At 71.7% G+C, this 18,196-nt stretch carries 13 protein-coding genes and 1 CRISPR repeat array; of the genes, 4 read left to right on the top strand and 9 right to left on the bottom strand.

Annotated features, from left to right (window positions below; genetic code table 11):
* Positions 1–16: 16 nt before the first annotated feature.
* The 5 genes from trpS to QSK10_RS28550 form a co-directional block, all read right to left on the bottom strand.
* Complete coding sequence (gene trpS / locus QSK10_RS28570) at positions 17–1,030, bottom strand: tryptophan--tRNA ligase (RefSeq protein ID WP_285666308.1); 1,014 nt, start codon at positions 1,028–1,030, stop codon at positions 17–19.
* A 64-nt stretch (positions 1,031–1,094) separates the two neighbouring features.
* Entirely contained in the window at positions 1,095–1,613 is a 519-nt protein-coding gene (locus QSK10_RS28565; RefSeq protein WP_285666306.1) for a hypothetical protein, read from the bottom strand.
* A gap of 1,310 nt (positions 1,614–2,923) precedes the next feature.
* Positions 2,924–4,663, bottom strand: coding sequence for an ABC transporter ATP-binding protein (locus QSK10_RS28560; RefSeq protein WP_285666305.1), 1,740 nt, complete (start codon positions 4,661–4,663; stop codon positions 2,924–2,926).
* Complete coding sequence (locus QSK10_RS28555) at positions 4,660–6,387, bottom strand: ABC transporter ATP-binding protein (protein WP_432705371.1); 1,728 nt, start codon at positions 6,385–6,387, stop codon at positions 4,660–4,662. The genes QSK10_RS28560 and QSK10_RS28555 overlap by 4 nt, the downstream gene beginning before the upstream one ends.
* A 60-nt stretch (positions 6,388–6,447) precedes the next feature.
* Positions 6,448–7,701 carry a hypothetical protein gene (locus QSK10_RS28550; protein ID WP_285666303.1) on the bottom strand — a complete coding sequence of 418 codons (1,254 nt, stop codon included), beginning with the start codon at positions 7,699–7,701 and terminating at the stop codon, positions 6,448–6,450.
* 406 nt (positions 7,702–8,107) lie between these two features.
* Here QSK10_RS28550 and QSK10_RS28545 point away from each other — a divergent pair, with 406 nt between their 5' ends.
* Genes QSK10_RS28545 through QSK10_RS28530 form a run of 4 tightly spaced genes read left to right on the top strand, consistent with a single transcriptional unit; the run spans position 8,108 to position 12,617 of the window.
* Positions 8,108–8,884, top strand: coding sequence for a DeoR/GlpR family DNA-binding transcription regulator (locus QSK10_RS28545; RefSeq protein WP_285666300.1), 777 nt, complete (start codon positions 8,108–8,110; stop codon positions 8,882–8,884).
* Between the two features lie 26 nt (positions 8,885–8,910).
* Positions 8,911–9,993 carry a galactose-1-phosphate uridylyltransferase gene (galT, locus tag QSK10_RS28540; protein WP_285666298.1) on the top strand — a complete coding sequence of 361 codons (1,083 nt, stop codon included), beginning with the start codon at positions 8,911–8,913 and terminating at the stop codon, positions 9,991–9,993.
* Between the two features lie 11 nt (positions 9,994–10,004).
* Positions 10,005–11,156: a galactokinase gene (gene galK, locus QSK10_RS28535; RefSeq protein ID WP_285666297.1), complete on the top strand. Its 1,152-nt coding sequence runs from the start codon at positions 10,005–10,007 to the stop codon at positions 11,154–11,156.
* An 18-nt stretch (positions 11,157–11,174) separates the two neighbouring features.
* Complete coding sequence (locus QSK10_RS28530) at positions 11,175–12,617, top strand: outer membrane protein assembly factor BamB family protein (RefSeq protein WP_285666296.1); 1,443 nt, start codon at positions 11,175–11,177, stop codon at positions 12,615–12,617.
* Here QSK10_RS28530 and QSK10_RS28525 read toward each other — a convergent pair.
* The 4 genes from QSK10_RS28525 to QSK10_RS28510 form a co-directional block, all read right to left on the bottom strand.
* Complete coding sequence (locus QSK10_RS28525; RefSeq protein WP_285666294.1) at positions 12,592–13,686, bottom strand: LLM class flavin-dependent oxidoreductase; 1,095 nt, start codon at positions 13,684–13,686, stop codon at positions 12,592–12,594. The genes QSK10_RS28530 and QSK10_RS28525 overlap by 26 nt on opposite strands.
* Positions 13,687–13,786: 100 nt before the next feature.
* On the bottom strand, positions 13,787–14,818 hold the full coding sequence (locus tag QSK10_RS28520; protein ID WP_285666292.1) for a hemolysin family protein: 1,032 nt from the start codon (positions 14,816–14,818) through the stop codon (positions 13,787–13,789).
* Complete coding sequence (locus tag QSK10_RS28515) at positions 14,815–16,134, bottom strand: hemolysin family protein (protein ID WP_285666291.1); 1,320 nt, start codon at positions 16,132–16,134, stop codon at positions 14,815–14,817. Before QSK10_RS28515 ends, QSK10_RS28520 begins: the two co-directional genes overlap by 4 nt.
* A gap of 220 nt (positions 16,135–16,354) precedes the next feature.
* Positions 16,355–16,626: direct repeats of the CRISPR family, unit length 29 nt; unit sequence CGGCTCACCCCCACGCCCGTGGGGAGCAC.
* 610 nt (positions 16,627–17,236) lie between these two features.
* Complete coding sequence (locus tag QSK10_RS28510; RefSeq protein ID WP_285666290.1) at positions 17,237–18,196, bottom strand: hypothetical protein; 960 nt, start codon at positions 18,194–18,196, stop codon at positions 17,237–17,239.

Raw genomic sequence — 18,196 nt, 5'->3', positions numbered from 1 at the left:
TCCCCCGTCTCCGTTCTCAGTCGCGCACTGGCTGCGCGAACCCGACCTTGTCGTACACGTCCGCGAGGGTCGCCGTGGCGACGGCGCGCGCACGGTGCGCCCCTTCGGTGAGGATCTTGTCGAGCTCGGCGGTGTCGGCCAGGTACTCCTCGGTCCGCGCGGCGATGGGGGTGATGAATTCGACGACGACCTCGGCGAGGTCGCCCTTGAAGTCGCCGTACCCCTTGCCCTCGTACCGCGCCTCCAGCTCGGGGATCGGCGTGTCCGCCAGGACCGAGTAGATGGACAGCAGGTTCGAGACGCCCGGCTTGTTCTCCTCGTCGAAGACGATCTCACGTCCGGTGTCGGTGACGGCGCCACGGATCTTCTTGGCCGCGCTCTTCGGCGTGTCGCGCAGCTCGATGATCCCGGCGGGCACCGAGTTCGACTTCGACATCTTCGCGCCCGGCTCCTGGAGGTCGCCGATCTTGGCGGTCTCCTTGGGGATGTAGGGCTCGGGCAGCCGGAACGTCTTCCCGAAGGTCTTGTTGAAGCGCCCGGCGAGGTCACGGGTCAGCTCCAGGTGCTGCCGCTGGTCCTCACCGACCGGGACCTGGTCGGTGTCGTAGAGCAGGATGTCGGCGGCCTGCAGGATCGGATAAGTGAAAAGGCCGACCGAGGCGCGCTCCTGCTTGGCGGACTTGTCCTTGAACTGCGTCATCCGGCTGGCCTCGCCGAAACCGGTGATCGCGCTCATCACCCACGCCAGCTGCGTGTGCTCGGGCACCTGCGACTGGACGAACAAGGTGCAGCGCGCCGGGTCCAGGCCGATCGCGAGCAGCTGCGCGGCCGAGGCCCGCGTCCGCCGCCGCAGCGCCTGCGGGTCATGCCCGGCGGTGATCGCGTGCAGATCGACGACCATGTAGAACGCGTCATGGGTGTCCTGGAGCGTCACCCACTGCCGCAGGGCCCCGAGGTAGTTGCCCAGGTGGAAGGACTCCGCGGTGGGCTGGATGCCGGACAGGACCCGGGGTTTGCGCGTGGCGACCATGGGGGGATTCTGTCAGGCGAACCGGCGCGGCGGACGGTGAGGCCACCGTCCGCCGCGCCGTCGCTCAGACCGGCAGACCGGTCAGGCAGTTGCCGCTGACCAGCACCGTCACCGTCGCCGAGAGTTTCGTGACGACGGCGACCGCGGCGGTCACGTCCGGGCCGTCGGTGCCGATGAGCGCCGCCAGCAGTGCCGAGACCTCGGCCTGCAGGTCGACCGCCGCGTCCAGGCACGCGCTGACCGGATCGGCGCCCGTGGCCGGAAGCGCCGGCAGACAGCCGGTGTCGGCGAGACCGGTGACCTGCGACTGCAGCTGGACGGCCAGCGCGGTCGGATCGGCCGTACCCGGCAGCGGCGGAAGGCCGATCTCGTCCGGCGTGGCCCTGACCGGCAGGGCGACGGCGGCGGTGAGATCGGTGATCGTTTGCTGGAGGGCGGTGACCTGGGTGGCGCAGTCGGCCCCGGGAGCCGGGTCCGCTGCCGCCGTCTCCGTTGCCGCTGCGATCGACGGGGTTACTAGGAGGCCCGCGAGAGCGGCGGTGGTGATGGCGGTCGCCGCGATGCCCTTCTTAAACGTACGCACGGTGTGGTCCACCTTTCGTTCGTTCGGCGAATGCGACGGCCGGAGTGCGGCGGTCGCATGATCAACACGAACGTAGTCAGGGGGGATGGGGGAGGTGGCGGGATTTAGGGGATCTTGGCTGATTGTCGCCGATTTGGGGGAGGGGGTGGGGGGTGTTTGGCCGTCGCCCCCGGCGGCTCGGCCCGGCGTCGCCCCTCACGGTCGCCCCCCACCGTCACCCCCCACCGTCTTTCGGCTTGCGGGCCGTCTCCCTCACCACCAGCCCACGGCCCGGGCCACCGGGGCACACCAGCCCGCCTCCCGGGTTCCCCCGGCGCCTTCCCCGACCCTCGGCCTCACCCCGGCCCGCACCACCCCCGTCACGCCTCCCCTGACCTGTCCCGCAGCCCCCGTTGGCCCTTGGCCGCACCTCTCGCCCCGCCATCTCTCGGCTTGCGGGCCACACACCTCACCCCTGCCCATGCCCTGGGCGTCGGGATCGCACCGTTTCACCAGCCGGGGTTCGCCTCGCGAGGCCACCGTGGTCCGCCAGTCGCCTCACCTTGGGTCTCACCCCGCCATCTCTCACCCCGCCATCTCTCGGCCTGCGGGCCGTACGCCTCACCCCCGCCCGTGCCCGGTCCCCGAACCTCGCCACAGCGGCTCTCCTGCCCTCGGCCCGCACCCCCCCGGCCCGCGCCACCCCAGCCCGCACCGGCCTCATCTCGCACCACCCTTCTTCCCGCCTCTCCCCCTTGGCCCATCCCCTTCCATCCCCACTCTGATCGTTCGGGTTACCGGCCGCGGATCTCCCGTCGTTCGGCCTTGCAGACGGTGAACGAGGAACCTGGGGGTGTCAAGACGGAAGAGCTGTCTTGACACCCCCAGAACCCTCGTTCCAAAGACCCGTCAGGCCGCACGCCAGAAGATCCAGCTCTCGAAGGAAAGGTTGTGCGGGGCCTCGTCTTGGGCGACGGGCAGGTTCGTCGGCTGCGGGTCAGGTCAAGAGCCCTACCCTGCTACGCATCGCACCCGGCTCGACACATCGTCCCCGGCACTGTCATCGGGCGGCCTTCACCCACCGCTGCATCCCCACACCGCCAGGACTTCGTCTCACCCCCACCGCACCAGGCTTCGCATCACACCCGGCCGGTCTTACGTCTACCGCCCTCACCCCGGGCTGGCTTCACCCATCGCTGCCCGCCCGACCCCGCTCTTGCCTTCGTCGCACGCCGGTCTTCGCTCGTGGCCGTGCGCCCCCCGCGCTCACTCGTGCTCGTGCTTGTTCTCTTGCTCTTGCTCTTTTGCTCTGCTCTTCCGTGCTCTTGCTTCTAGCTTCCGTGCCACGAGCGCCACAGCGCTGCGTACGTGCCGCCTGCTTCCGCCAGTTCGTGGTGGCTGCCGAGTTCGGTCACCACTCCGTTCTCCATGACCGCGACTCTGTCCGCGTCGTGTGCTGTGTGGAGGCGGTGGGCGATGGCGATGACGGTGCGGCCTTCGAGTACTGCCGCGAGTGAGCGTTCGGTGTCGCGGGCGGCTCTTGGGTCGAGCATTGAGGTGGCTTCGTCGAGGATGAGGGTGTGGGGGTCGGCGAGGACGAGTCTGGCCAGTGCCAGTTGCTGTGACTGGGAGGCGTCTGGTTTGAGGCCTCCGGCGCCGAGCATGGTGTCGAGTCCGTCGTCGAGGCTCTTGGTCCAGGTGGCGCCGACTGCTTGCAACGCCTTTTCCATGTCCTCGTCGTTGGCTTCGGGGGCGGCGAGGGCGAGGTTGTCGCGGAGGGTTCCCAGGAAGACGTGGTGGTCCTGGGTCACCAGGGCGACTCGGCGGCGCAGTTCGGCCGGGTCGAGGTCGGTGGCGTCGACGCCGCCGATGGTGACGCGGCCGGAGGTGGGGGCGTCGATGCCGGCGAGGAGGCGGCCGAGGGTCGATTTTCCGGCACCGGAGGGGCCGACGATGGCGAGACGTTCGCCGGGGTTGACCGAGAGGGTCACGCCGCGCAGGACGTCGTGTCCGGGCTGGTAGGCGTAGTGGACGGCGTCGATGTCGAGGCGGTCGTCGTGGGGGGTGCGGCCGGAGGGTTCGGGGGCGGGCGGGACCTGTCCGACGCCTTCGATGCGGGCGAGGGCGGCGCTGCCGCTTTGCAGGCTCTCGATCCACATGACGATGGTGTTGATGGGGTCGACGAGCTGCCAGAGGTAGAGGGTGGTGGCGGCGATCGTGCCGAGGGACACGAGGTCGTGGAAGTAGAGGGCGCCGCCGATGAGGAGGGTCGCGGCGACGGGGAGGGTGTGGGCGATGTCGATGCTGGGGAACAGGACGCTGCGCAGGGCGAGGGTGCGGACGCGGGTGCCGTGGGCGGTGGTGATGTGGCGGTCGCCGCCGTGGATGCGGCTCGTGCGCAGGCGCAGGACCTCCACGGTGCGGGCGCCCTCGGCGGTGGCGGCGAGGTCCTCGGCGACCTCGGTGTTGGCCGCGCCCTCGGCGAGGTAGGCGTCGCGGGCGCGGCGCAGGTACCAGCGGGTGACCAGGATCAGGAAGGGCGCCGAGATGAGGACGCAGAGCCCGAGGACGGGGTCGAGGAACATGATCGCGGCGACCACGAAGACGGTCTGCACGAGCCCGAGGAAGATCTCGGGGAGGGCGTCGCGGGCGCTGTTGCCGACGGTCGACACGTCGGAGGACGCGCGGGTCATCAGGTCGCCGGTGCCGGCGTGCTCGACGGTGGAGACCGGCAGGTCGAGGGCGCTGGCGAGGAAGCCCTCGCGCAGGCGGGCCAGGGCGCGTTCGCCGAAGCGGTGCCCGGCGTAGCGGGCGGCGCGGGTGAACAGGACCTGGGTGATCACGAAGGCGCAGGCGGTGGCGGCCAGGACGTCGATGGTCGCGGTGGTGGTGCCCTTGTCGACCTGGTCGATGATGCGCCCGACGATCCAGGGACCGGCGAGGCCGGTCGCGGCGGCCGCGCAGTAGAGGGCCAGGACGGCGGCCATCGCGCGGCGGTCGGCGGCGAGGAGCCGCCAGGTGGCGCGGCGGACGTCGCGGCGGCCGGCGATGGGGAGTCGGGTGGTGGTCATCGGCCGGCCTCGGCGGGTTGGTCGTCGCCGGTGCGCCGGTCGACGAGGGCGTGGTAGGCGGGGTCGGTGCGCAGGAGCGACTCGTGGTCGCCGGTGGTGACACGGCCGTCGTGGAGGTGGGCGACGGTGTCGGCGAGGTCCAGGAACAGCGGGGACGTGCTGACCACGACGGTGGTGCGCCCGGCGCGGGCGGCGCGCAGGCGCCCGGCGATGACCGACTCGGTGTGGCTGTCGACGGCCGAGGTCGGCTCCACCAGGATCAGCGCGTCGGCGCCGGTGAGGACCGCGCGCGCCAGCCGCAGGCGCTGCCGCTGCCCGCCGGAGAGGGTGCGGATCTGGTTGCCGACGGCGGTGTCGAGCCCGTCCGGGAGGGCCTCGATGACGTCGTCGGCGGCGGCGGTGTGGACGGCGGCGGCGACCTCGGCGGCGTCGTGGTCGCGGGCGGCGACGAGGGTGTCGCGGACCGAACCGGCGAACAGGTAGGCGTCATTGTCGGCGACCACGACGCGGCGCCGCAGCTCGTCCAGCGGCATCCCCGCCAGCGGGGCGCCGCCCCACGTGACGTCGGAGTCGACCAGCCGCGCGAGCCGGTCGGCGAGCGCGAGGGCCTCGGCGGGGTCGTCGGCGGCGATGACGGTGAGGCTCCCGGCGGGGACGGTCAGGCCGGTGGCGGGGTCGTGGAGGTCGGCGGGACCGGTGGGGGCGGGGGTGGCCGTGTCCGGTTCGGTGACGTCGGGGGTGATGTTGAGGATCGTGGTGACGCGACGGGCGGCGACGAGGCCGCGGGTGAGGTCGTAGGAGGTTTCGACGAAGAAGTAGACGGGTCCGGCGAGCATGGCGACGTAGCCGTAGACGGCGATGAGCTGGCCGACGGAGATGTCGCCGGCGGCGGCGGTGCGCGCGCCGAGCCAGATGACGGCGGCGAGGAACAGGGCGGGCGCGCCGACCGCGCAGGCCTGGATCCAGCTGGCGACGGCGCCGACGCGGTAGCCCTCGTCACGCAGGGCCGCCGAGCGCTGCCGGTAGCGTTCGGTGAAGAGGTCCTTGCCGCCGATGCCGCTGAGGACGCGCAGTCCGGACACGACGTCGCCCGCGAGCGCGGTGAGGGTGCCCTGCTGCTCGCGGTACTCGGTCTCGACGCGCTGGAGGCGCCGCAGCAGCGGGGCGACGAGCAGGACCATGCCGGGCACGCCGAGGAGCACGATCGCGGCCAGCAGCGCCGAGACGTTGAACAGCAGGATCGCCACGACGACGTAGGCGATGACCGATCCCACGCCCGGTCCCACGAAGGTGAGGACCATGGCGATCCGGTTGACGTCGGTGGAGCCGACGGCGATGACCTCACCGGTCGACAGCCGCCGGGGCAGCGCGGCGCCGAGCCGGGTCGCGTGCCGGACGACGGCCCGCACGGTGCGGAAGGAGGCGTCCATGCGGATGAAGGTCATCGTCCGGTGCCGCATCATGCCCAGCAGCGCGTTGGCGACGCCGACGCCGACGATCGCGGCGGTCCACCAGATCAGCGCACGCGCGTCGTGCGCGCGCAGCCCGTCGTCCACGGCCCGCGAGGTGAGGTAGGGCGGCAGCGTCAGCCCCACCATCCAGACCGTGCCGAAGAACGCGCCCCGGAGCACGCGCCAGGGCTGGCGGACGACGAGCCACCACAGGTAGCGGGCCGGTCCACGGGCGTCGGGGGTACCCGGGTGGGTGAGAGGCATGATCGGCATGATGCGGGCGACGGTACCCGAACATGAGGTTGACGTCGTGTTTCAGGGGGTGAGGTGGGGTTACCAGACCCGCCACCACGGTTTGGGGCGCGGGTCGGTCCAGCCGTCTTCCTGTGCCGCTTCCATCCGGTCGTCGTCTGTGCCGATATGGGCCTCGACCTCCTCCCGGGTGCCGGACTTCACTGGGCCGACCATGTAGTCGATCGGGTTGACCTTGTGCTCACGGAGCCTGGGCCCGATCTGACCGAAGTTGTACCGGGATACGGCCGCACGGACCTCGACACCTTGCCCCAGGGCCGCCCGGATCGCGTCCTTGGCGGACGCGATGCTGTCGCCGCTGCTGGAGAAGTCGTCCACGACCAGGACCCGCAGTTCGGGTGACGGGGGCAGCTGGAGGCGGGCGAGATCCGCGGCGAGGATGCTCCTGTGCGCCTCCGCGAGCCTCTCGGAGGCGACCTGCACGTTCGGGTCCACGGCATCGGTGTCGGCGGACTCTTTCACATACCGGGGGCGGAAGGTCACGAGCTCGGTCACGGCCGCCGGAGAAGCCGCCGACGCGTTCAGTGCCCCGGCGATCCGGGCCGCGACGTGTGCTCCGGCGGTGGGCAGCCCGACCAGCAGGTGCGGGATGAACGCGTCTGCCCTCAGCACCTTCACGAGCTCGTCGGAGCGCGTGTCGATCTGCCCGGTTCCGCTGGCCCCACCGGCCTCGCGCTTACCGTCCTTGACGGTCCGGTCGAGCGTCTCCCGGACCTCGGTCTTGATCTTGTCCTGCACGATGCCGTACCAGAGCCGCCTGCTGGCCCTCAGTTCCCGCACGGCCGCCTCCCACTCCGGCCCCACGGGTTCGGGCAGCTTGAGCAGCCGGTGGTAGGCGGTCTCGCAGAACACTCTCGCATCCACCAGCTTTTGCTTGATGTCGCTCTGCCGTTCCAGCCGGACGGGGTCGGGCGCGGCCGTCGCCGTACGCACCCCCAGCCCGTCGCTGAAGACGGAGAGTACGACGTCCATGTCCTGCCGGACGTCGGTGAGCAGGCCGATGTTCTTCACGGGATCACGATCGATGGCGTCGAGATCCGCCTTGATCAGGCCGATGACCTCTGCTTTGCCCGGTAACGCGGCCTGCTCCTGGTTGTGACCGGCACGGAGGCTCTCCAGGCCGCGCCGGAAGGTGAACATGCGCGCGATGGCGCGGTTGCCCGCCAGCCTCTGAAGCCGGACCAGGTCCACGGCGACGGGGCCTTGCGACGGGGCCCGCCGTCCGGCCGTGCGAACCGGCGAACCGGCGCGCTCCCGCACATGCTCTCGTTCCATGACCCGTCTCCCCGTCTCGCGCCGTCTCACGATGAGGGATCGACATTAGGGCAAACGAACCCAGTGGGGCCAGACCCTCACCGTCCGCATCGGCGCGGCCGGGCGGGAGCCGGTCCCGGCCCATGCCCGTACCGCGCCTTTGTCGGCCCTTCCCGAGACCGGGTCCCCGGCGGCGGCCCGCGCCCACCTCATCCCACACCTCCCCCCAAATCCCGAACCCCGCCGCGTGCGCGAACGCGCTCGAATGCGCATTCACCCTTCCCAATACCGGACCCACTTCCCATCACGCCCCACCTGTTGCGCGATTGATGCGCGCTGGGCTGGCATTGGCATGTTCGGTCGTGTTGGATTACCCTCACAGGATCGTCATCGCCTTCTTATCGCCGTCCCGCCCCCGGGGAGAGCCATGCTCGCGCAGCAACGACAGGCCATCATCGCCGAGCGCGTACGCCGTGACGGCGCCGTGCGGGTGAGCGAACTCGTCGTCGAGTTCGGGGTGTCCGACATGACCATCCGCCGTGACCTGGAGCAGCTCGCCGAGCGCGGCCTGGTCGCCAAGGTGCACGGCGGTGCCACGGCGGTCGACATCGGCGCGACGGACGAGCCGGGTTTCGCGGCGAAGTCGGTGCAGCAGAAGGCCGAGAAGGAGGCCATCGCGCGGGCGGCGGCGGGGCTGGTGAAGCCGTCCACGGCGATCGCGCTGTCCGGCGGGACCACGACCTGGACGCTCGCGCATCACCTGCTGTCGGTGCCGGGGCTGACGGTGGTCACCAACTCGGTGCCGGTCGCCGACGTCTTCTACCGCTCCGGGCGCGCCGACCAGACGGTCATCCTCACCGGCGGCATCCGCACGCCCTCCGACGCGCTGGTCGGGCCGTTCGCGGTGGCCTCGCTGGCCACCATCAACGTGGACGCGCTGTTCCTGGGCGTCCACGGGTTCAGCGCGCGGTCGGGCTTCACGACCCCGAACATCGCCGAATCGGAGACCGACCGCGCGATGGTCGCCTCCGCGCGGCGCCTCATCGTCCTCGCCGACCACTCCAAGTGGGAGATGGTCGGCATCCGCACCATCGCCGACCTGGGCCAGGCCGACGTGCTCGTCACCGACGACGGGCTGCCCGAAGCCGCCCGCGGCGAACTGCGCGATCAGGTCGGCGAGCTCATCGTCGCCGACACGCAGTGACCCCTCCCCGAACCGAAGGCCCCACCGTGACAGTCCATCGCAGTTCCACCGTGCTCGCCGACGGGCGGGAGATCCATTACTTCGACGCCGAACCGGGCGCCGATCACGCGTCCCATGTGGACGGACGGGTGCTGCCGGAGCGCCCGCCGACCGGCGAGATGCGCTTCGATGTGCTGCGCAGGGAGTGGGTGGCGGTGGCCTCGCACCGGCAGTCGCGGACGTTCCTGCCGCCGGCCGCCGAGTGTCCACTGTGTCCCTCGACGCCGGAGCGGGCGACCGAGATCCCGGCGCCGGACTACGAGGTGGCGGTCTTCGAGAACCTCTTCCCGTCCTTCGTGGCCTTCGACGGGCACGCGGTGGGCGAGGGCACCGAGCTGTCGCCGGCGCGCCCGGCGGTGGGCCGCTGCGAGGTCGTGTGCTTCACCTCCGACCACGGCACGTCCTTCGCGCAGCTCACACCGCAGCGGGTCCGCACGGTCGTGGACGCGTGGGCCGACCGCACCACCGCGCTGTCCGAACTGGACGGTGTGGAGCAGGTCTTCTGCTTCGAGAACCGGGGCGAGGAGATCGGCGTGACGCTGCATCACCCGCACGGACAGATCTACGGCTACCCGTTCGTGACGCCCGAGACGCGCCGGATGCTGGCGTCGGCCGAGGAGCACCGGCTGCGCACCGGCGGCGACCTGTTCGCCGACGTGCTGGCCGGGGAGCGCAAGGGCGAGCGGGTCGTGGTGCAGAACGAGCACTGGACGGGGTTCGTGCCGGTCGCCGCGCGCTGGCCCTTCGAGATCCACCTGTACCCGCACCGGCGGGTGCCGGACGTCCCGGCACTGTCCGATGAGGAGCGGGACGCCTTCGGCCCGGCCTACCTGGAGGTCCTGCGGCGGCTGGACGCGGTGTTCGGCCTGCCGATGCCCTACATCGCCGCCTGGCACCAGGCGCCGGTGCGCACCGGCCGCGATCTGGCCTACGCGCACCTGCGGGTGCACAGCACGCGCCGGGCGCCGGGGAAGCTGAAGTACCTGGCGGGTTCGGAGTCGGCGATGGGCGTGTTCATCAACGACGTGCCGCCGGAGAAGGCGGCGGCGATGCTGCGGGAGGCGCTGTGAGCGGGGACGTCGTGAGCACCCGGGATCGCGCCGGCGCGCTGTTCGCCGCGGCCTTCGGCGAGGCGCCCGCGGTGGTGTGGGCGGCGCCGGGACGGGTGAACCTGATCGGCGAGCACACCGACTACAACGACGGTTTCGTGCTGCCCTTCGCGCTGCCGCACACCACGGTCGCGGCCGTCGCGGCGACCGGGACTCCAGAGTGGACGGTGGTGTCCGAGCTGGCCCCGGACGCGCCGGTGACCTTCACCGAGGCCGGGCTCGCGCCGGGCGCGGTCGAGGGCTGGGCGGCCTACGCCGCCGGGATCGTCTGGGCGCTGCGGGACGCCGGGCACGCCGTGGGCGGCGCCCGGATCGCGCTGGCCTCCGACGTCCCGATCGGCGCGGGCCTGTCGTCCTCGGCGGCGCTGGAGTGCGCGGTACTGGGCGCGCTGGCCGATCTGCACGGCCTGGACGTGCCCACCGCCGACCGTCCGGCGCTGGCGCGGCGGGCGGAGAACGTCTACGTCGGCGCGCCCACCGGGATCCTGGACCAGAGCGCCTCGATCCGCTGCGCCGAGGGGCACGCGCTGTTCCTGGACTGCCGCACCTACGAGGCCGAGCAGGTCCCGTTCCCCCTGGCCGACAACGGACTCAGTGTCCTCATCATCGACACCCGCGCGCCCCACCGGCACGTCGACGGCGAGTACGCCGCCCGCCGCGCGTCCTGCGAGGAGGCCGCCGCGCTGCTGGGCGTCCCAGCGCTGCGCGACGTCACCGATCTCAACGCGGCCCTGTCCACTCTGGACGACGAGCTGCTGCGCCGCCGCGTCCGGCACGTGGTCACCGAGAACACGCGCGTGCTGGACACCGTGGCGTCCCTGCGATCCGGGCTCGACCCGGTCCGGCTCGGCGCGCTGCTGTCGGCCTCGCACGCGTCCATGCGCGACGACTACGAGATCACCGTCGGCGAGGTCGACCTGGCCGCCGCGACCGCCGAGAAGGCCGGCGCCCACGGCGCCCGCATGACCGGCGGCGGCTTCGGCGGCTGCGTCATCGCCCTGTGCGAGACGGAGAAGACCGGCGAGATCGGCGAAGCGGTCGCCGAGGCCTTCGCCGCGGCCGGATACACCGCGCCGGTGACCTTCGTCGCGACGCCGTCGGCGGGCGCCCACCGCTTGGCCTGATCCAATACGATCCGCCCCATGACGTCCCACTTCCCCCCGGCTCCCACTCCTCCGCGCCGGGGGCCGGGCGCCGGTGTGCTGCTGACCGCGATCATCGGCGCCGTCGTGGTTCTGGCCGTGGCGGCGACCGTGGGCGCGCTCGCCCTGCGGTCGTCCACTTCGGACAGCGCGTTCCGGCCGCCGAAGACGTGGACGGTCACCGCGCCCGCCGACTTCGGCGATCCGGTGGCCGCGCGGGTCGCCGGGAAGGTCGTGGTCGTCACCGCGCAGCGGGGCGTCTTCGCGTTGTCGCGCGAGGACGGGAAGGTGCTGTGGAAGCAGGACTACCGGCAACCCTTCACCGAGTGGGACACCGAGGGCCTCAACCACACCATCGCCACCACCGAGGTCACCATCGCCGGTGACGCGGTGATCGTGCAGAAGAGCCCGCCGGACGGCGCCGAGATCTTCCGCAGCACCCGCGACGTGCTCGACCTGGCCACCGGGAAACTGCGCTTCACGCAGCTGCCGAAGACCTCGCACGTGGTCGGCTGGTCGGTCGCCCACGCCACCACCACCGCGCTCATCGCCGCCGAATGCGTCGACGGCGAGTCCTGCGAGCTGACCTCGTACTCCCTGAAGGACGGGAGCCCACAGTGGACGCGCAGCGCGCCCGGCGGCCGCTATCCCGAGTTCCCGATCTGGGTCAACGAGCAGTGGGAGACCGACCAATCGGCGGCCGTGGCGACCATCGCGCCCTGGCGCGTCACCGACGCGCCGGGCCTGGCCATGCTGATGGACGGGAAGAACCGCCGCGCGACGGTGGTGAACCTCGCCGACGGCTCGGTCGTGGGCGAGTGGGGCATCGGCGACGGCGGCAGCTGGACCTACCAGGTCTTCGGCGACAAGATCGTGCGCGACGGCGGCATCGGCGACGACACCTACAAGGGCATCGATCCCAAGACCGGTGCCGAGATCTGGACCTACGAGGGCCTGAAGGACTCGCAGATGCTCTCCGAGTTCGCCGGGGCCGTCACCTCCGGCGGCCTGCTGGTGGACCGCGACACCGGGATGCGCTCCTACCGCACGGTCGATCCCGCCACCGGCGAGGCGGGCCCGATCCTGGGCAACCGCGGCCCGCTGCTCACCGTGACACCCGAGCTGGCCGTCATGGGCGACGCCGTCGAGGTCACCGCCGAGAGCCCGGCCGGGCAGCAGCTGTGGAAGACGCCCATCGAGCAGCCGGGCGGCCAGAAGTACACCGAGTGGTCGGGCAGCCTCATCGCCGGCGGGAAGCTCATCTTCAGCGCCCGCGCCGATTACTTCGGCACCGAGGGCTTCACCTGGTCGGTGAACCTCGCCGACGGGCGGCTCACCGCGATCGGCAAGGGCACGGTCATCGGCTACGACGACCGCACCCTCATCACCGCCGCCAAACCCGCCGACGGCACGTACTTCAGCCTGACGATGCGGCCGGTGTGATCCCGTATTCCTCGGCGATCAGCCGGTAGGACGCCAGCCGCGCCTCACGTCCGTGCACAGTGGACGTGATCATCAGCTCGTCGGCGCCGGTGCGCTTCACCAGCGCGTCGAGCCCGTCGCGGACCTCCTCCGGCGTCCCGTGGACCACATTGGACAGCCAGGCGTCCACGAAGTTCCGCTCCTGCGGGGTGTACGGCCAGGCCTCGGCCTCCTCCGGGGACGGGACGAGCCCGGGACGCCCGGTGCGCAGCTTCAGCATCGACAGCCCCAGCGAGGCCACCGCCCGCCGCGCCTCCTCGGCGGTGGGCGCGGCGAACGCGGTCACCCCGATGAGCGCGTACGGCTCGTCCAGCACCGCCGAGGGACGGAAGTTCTGTTTGTAGATCCGCAACGCCGGGACGGTGTTGTCGGCGGAGAAATGGTGCGCGAAGGCGAAGGGCAGCCCCAGCTCGGCGGCCAGCCGGGCGGAGTAGTCGCTGGATCCCAGCAGCCACAGCGGCGGGCGGTGATGCTCGCCGACACCGCCGTCGGCGCGCCGCTGCACCGGTCCCGGGACGGCGTGGATGCGCTCGTAGGGGTGCCCCTCGGGCCAGTCGCCGTCCAGGAAGCCGCTCAGTTCGGCGACCTGGCGCGGGAAGTCGTCCACGTGCAGGCGCTCGGCCGACTGCCGCAGCGCCAGCGCGGTGCCCTGGTCGGTGCCGGGCGCGCGGCCCAGGCCCAGGTCGACGCGGCCGGGCGCGAGGGCCTCCAGGGTCCCGAACTGCTCGGCGACGACCAGGGGCGCGTGATTGGGCAGCATGACCCCGCCCGAACCGAGGCGGATGCGGCCGGTGTGCGCGGCGAGATTGGCCAGCAGGACCGCCGGGGTGGTGCTGGCGATGCCGGGCATCGAGTGGTGCTCGGCGACCCAGAAGCGGTGATAGCCCAGCTCCTCGGCCAGCCGGGCCGCCGCGGCGGTCGTGGCCAGGGCCTCGGCGGCGGTGTAGCCGGTGCCCACCGGGGCCAGGTCCAGGATGGACAGTGGGACGGGCGCGGTCCCGCGCGCCTCGCCGCGGATCTCGTCGGCCATGGTCCGCCTTTCGCTAGAGGCTCCGTTTTTTGGCACGGAGTTCCCTCAACGAAAAGCGGACCACGGCTCCGGTTGTTCCCGGCTGTGGGCCGGGCCACCGCTAGACGGGCGCCGGCGTCCGCGCGTCGGTCTCGTCCTCGAAGTCGCCCAGGACCTGTTCGAGCAGGTCCTCCAGGGTCACCAGGCCGGTGACCCGGCCCTCCTCGGTGACCAGCGCCAGCTGCGCGCGCTCCCGGCGCATCGCGCTGACCGCCTGCGAGATCGCGGTGTCCGGCGCGAGCGTGAACGGCTCGGTGAGCAGCTCGGCGGCGGTCGCGCCGGGCCGCTTGAGCACGTCGCGGATGTGCACGATCCCCAGCGGGCGGTCACCGGCGTCGACCACGACCAGGCGCGAGCGGCCCGACTCCAGCGAGACCCGCTCGATGTCGGGACCGGCGGCGGTGACGTCGACGGTGACCACGTCCGCGCGGGGCAGGGCCAGCTCGCCGACGGTGGTGTCGCGCAGGTTCAGCACGCCCGACAGGATCCGGTGCTGCTGGTCGGCCAGCAGCCCGTCCTCGGCGGACTGCCGGACCAGCAGCGACAGCTCCTCGGCCTGGACGGTGTCGCCGATCTCGTCCTTGGGCGTGACGCCCGCCGCGCGCAGCGCCAGGTTCGCCGCGCCGTTCAGCAGCCACAGCAGCGGCCTGGTGGCGCGGATGTAGCCCTCGAACGGGATGGCCAGCGCCAGCGCCGAGGTCTCCGGGTGGGTGATCGCCCAGGACTTCGGCGCCATCTCGCCGATGACCATGTGCAGGAAGACCACCAGCACGATCGAGATCAGGAACGAGATCACGTAGGCGACCTGGTCGGGCAGCCCGGCCGCGGTCAGCAGCGGGTCCAGCAGCTGCGCCACGGCGGGCTTGGCCAGCGCGCCCAGGCCCAGGGTGCACAGGGTGATGCCGAGCTGCGCCCCGGCCAGGGTCACGGTCAGCTGCTTGCCGCCCTGGACGGCCAGCCGCGCCGCCCGCGAACCCGACGCGGCCTTCTCGGCCAGCCGGTGCCGCTTGGCGGCGATCAGGGCGAACTCGGCGGCCACGAAGAACCCGTTGGCGGCGAGCAGGAACAGGGAGACGAGGAGCGCGACGATCATGAGGACGGCTCCAGCTCCAGCATGTGCACGGCGACGGTGTGCGGCACGTGCCGCTGCACGTCCACCACCCGCAGCCGCGCCACGCCCTCCTCGCCCAGCGCGACGTCCACGACGTCGCCGGGCTCGGCGGTGCGGCCCAGCTGCTGGAGCACCAGTCCGCCGAGGGTCTCGTAGGCCGGGTCGTCGGGCAGGCGGATGCCGGTCTCCTCGGCGATCTCGTCGACGCGCCAGCGCGCGGGCACCATCCACGTCCCGTCGATCTTGCGGCAGGCGGTGCGCTCGGGCTGGTCGTCCTCGTCGAGGATCTCGCCGACGACCTCCTCGGCGACGTCTTCGAAGGTCACCACGCCCGCCAGGCCGCCGTACTCGTCGACGACCACGGCCAGCTGCCGGTTCTCCTCGCGGAAGCGCTCCAGCAGCTCCGGCAGCGGCAGGCTGTCGGGCACCAGCAGCGCCGGGCTCACCACGCAGCGGACGGTGATGCGGTCCCGCAGCCCGGCGGGCACGCCCAGCACCTCGGCGATGCCGACCACGCCCAGGACGTCGTCGATGTGCGCGCCGATCACCGGGAACCGCGAGCGGCCCGTCTCCAGCGCGGCCACCACGGCCGAGACCGGCTCGTCGGCGGCGATCGTGTGGACGTCCACGCGCGGCGTCATGACCTGCCCCGCGTCCAGCGTGCGGAAGTCGAGGCCGCCCTCCAGCTGCCGGAACAGCTCGGCGTCCAGGACACCACTGGCGTGCGACTCGTCGATAATGTGGCCCAGGTCCTCGGCGGTGGCGCCGTGCGCGAGCTCCTCGACGGGCTCGATGCCCACCTTGCGCAGGATCCAGTTCGCCGCGGCGTCGAAGAGGCGGATGACCGGCCCGGCGACCTTCAGGTACACCTGCGTCGACCCGGCCAGCGCCTTCGCGAGCGCCTCCGGCTTGGCGATGGCGAGGTTCTTCGGGAACAGCTCACCGAAGACCATCTGCACCAGCGTGGAGAAGAGAAGAGCCGCCGCCACCGAGATCGCGGTGGAGACACCCGTCGGCACCGAAGTCCCGAACAACGCGGCCAGGCCGTCACCCACGAAGGGCTCGGCGACGTAACCGACCAGCAGACCGGTCACGGTGATCCCCAGCTGCGCGCCGGAGAGCATGAAGGAGAGCCTGCGCGTCACATCGAGCGCCCGCGCGGCCCGGCGATCGCCGGACTCGGCGGCCTGGCGCAAGCGGTTGCGGTCGACGGCGACGAAGGCGAACTCCTGCGCCACGAAGTAGCCGGTGGCGGCGGTCAGGAGCAGGATGATCAGGACACCGAGGAGGATCAGCATGTCACCCCCTCGAAGGCGACGCGCGCACACGAAGTGCGCGAAAGCGGCCGGGCCGTACCCGGCCGGGTATTACTGGGTTCTGGTTCGTCGTCCATGATCGGCATCAGAAAAGCGTATCGGTTTCATGGGTGGGGTGGAAACCGACTGTGGTGGGGGTATCACGGGGTGGGGGATGGGGTGGGGAGCAGGCTGCCGAAACCGGCGCCACCGCATTGAAGGTCGGCTCACCCCCACGCCCATGGGGAGCACATCGCGCAGGACCCGCCGGATCGACAGCCCCGGCTCATCCCCACACCCGTGGGGAGCACTCAAAAGGGAGGTGGCCAGCCAAAACCCTTGACGGCTCACCCCCACGCCCGTGGGGAGCACGATCCGTTGTCCCTCATCGCCTGGGCCTGGGTCGGCTCACCCCCACGCCCGTGGGGAGCACGGTGACCATCGCCCGCGTCCGAAGTTCATCCGCCGGCTCACCCCCACGCCCGTGGGGAGCACCCTTCGCGACCTGCGCCGCTACGAGCCCATCGGCCGATTCTCACCCCGGCGTGCCCGCCTCGGCAACCCGAAGCCGGTCACCGCGAGCCCGGTCGCGTCCAGCGCTCGCCGCTCGTTCAAAACCGCACCTCTTTTCGGTGGGGGCCCAGAGCCCGCCCCGCTGGGGCGAACGTAACCGGGCTCACGCGGAGCCTGCCAAACGGATGAGTCCACAGCCTGTGGATAACCACTTCAATGTGGATAACTCCGACCTTCGAATCGGACAGACAAGCCGAAACCATGACTCCCGTCCACCTCTCGTCACGACATCGCCGGGCCGGGGTAGGTGACCAGGCGGGCGGGTGGCGGGTCGCAGGTGATGAGCAGGCGGGCGGTGGGTGAGCGGGTCGGCGGGTGGCGGGTGTGGCCTGAACGCCCGCCCGGCGGATCGCCGCCGGGCCGCCGCCGGATCCGCTACCGCCACCACTCCGCCTCGTCCCACTCCCCCGCCGCCCCACCCCGGCGCGCCGAAAGCCGCGGCGGCCCCGACCCGAGCCGCCCACGGCCACCCAAGCCCGGGGCCGCCCAGAGCCACCCAAGCCCCACCCCGGGCGGCCCGCCCCTCCCTACTTCACTTCTTCGCCTGCACGATCTCGTTCGCCAAGCTCTCCCACTTCGCGTACGCATCTGGATACGCCGATCGCTGCACCCGCTGTGCCGCAACGGTCAAATCCAGGTCCTCGAACTTCTTGACCTTGTTCAGCTCGTTATAGAACGCCGTGGCCGCGTGGTCGGGGTCCATGCACTCCCGGATGGTGCCCCAGCCCTGGCTCGGCCGTTGCTGGAACAGCCCGACCGAGTCGTGGTCCTTGCCGACGCCCTCGTTGGGCACGGTCAGCGAGTCGGGCATGCGGGTGTTGGCCAGGTTGCGCAGGTTGCTCTCCTGGAGCGCGGTGGCGAGGGCGATGGCCTTGCCCTTGTCGCTCATGCCGAGGCGGGTGCCGACGTCGACGATGGTCTCGGCGTTATTGAGCTGCGCGAGGGTCAGGTCGCCGACGTGGACGGTGGTCGGGAGCTTGCGCGGGGGTTGGGGGTGGACGGCCTTGAGCGCGGTGTCGGCCTTGCGGTCGGCGTTGGTCGCCGCCTGGAGGGCCGCTCTGATCTGAGCGGCGACCTGGCGCGCACGCAGTTCGGCCGCTTTCACGGCGGCCGGTGCCGGGTTGGAACCGAGTGCGGACACGTTGACGCGGACGGTGCCGGCGTCGTTGACGGTGCCGGGGATCGAGGGCGCGTTCGCGATCGCCGACTCCAGGGTCTGGCGGGCGGCGTTCAGCTCGTCGGCGAGGGTGGTGATGATCGTGTCGAGCTGCCCGTAGTGCTCGGAGGTCTTGCGGTAGTCGGTGGCGGACAGGACCAGCGAGCGGTCGGCGGCCGAGGCGTCCAGCCCGGACCAGGCCTCGGCGATCGCGAGGCGCTGCCGGTCGGTCTCGGTGTTGAAGCGCTCCAGCTCGGAGGCCATCTTGCGGGCCTGGCCGGCGAACTCGTGGAGCGGTTCGACCGCCATGTCGCGCAGGTGCCGGAAGTCGACCAT

This window comes from Actinorhabdospora filicis, from assembly GCF_030269765.1.
In the GTDB taxonomy this organism is placed as follows: Bacteria; Actinomycetota; Actinomycetes; order Mycobacteriales; family Micromonosporaceae; genus Actinorhabdospora; species Actinorhabdospora filicis.
This window is presented reverse-complemented; position numbering and strand designations above follow the sequence as displayed.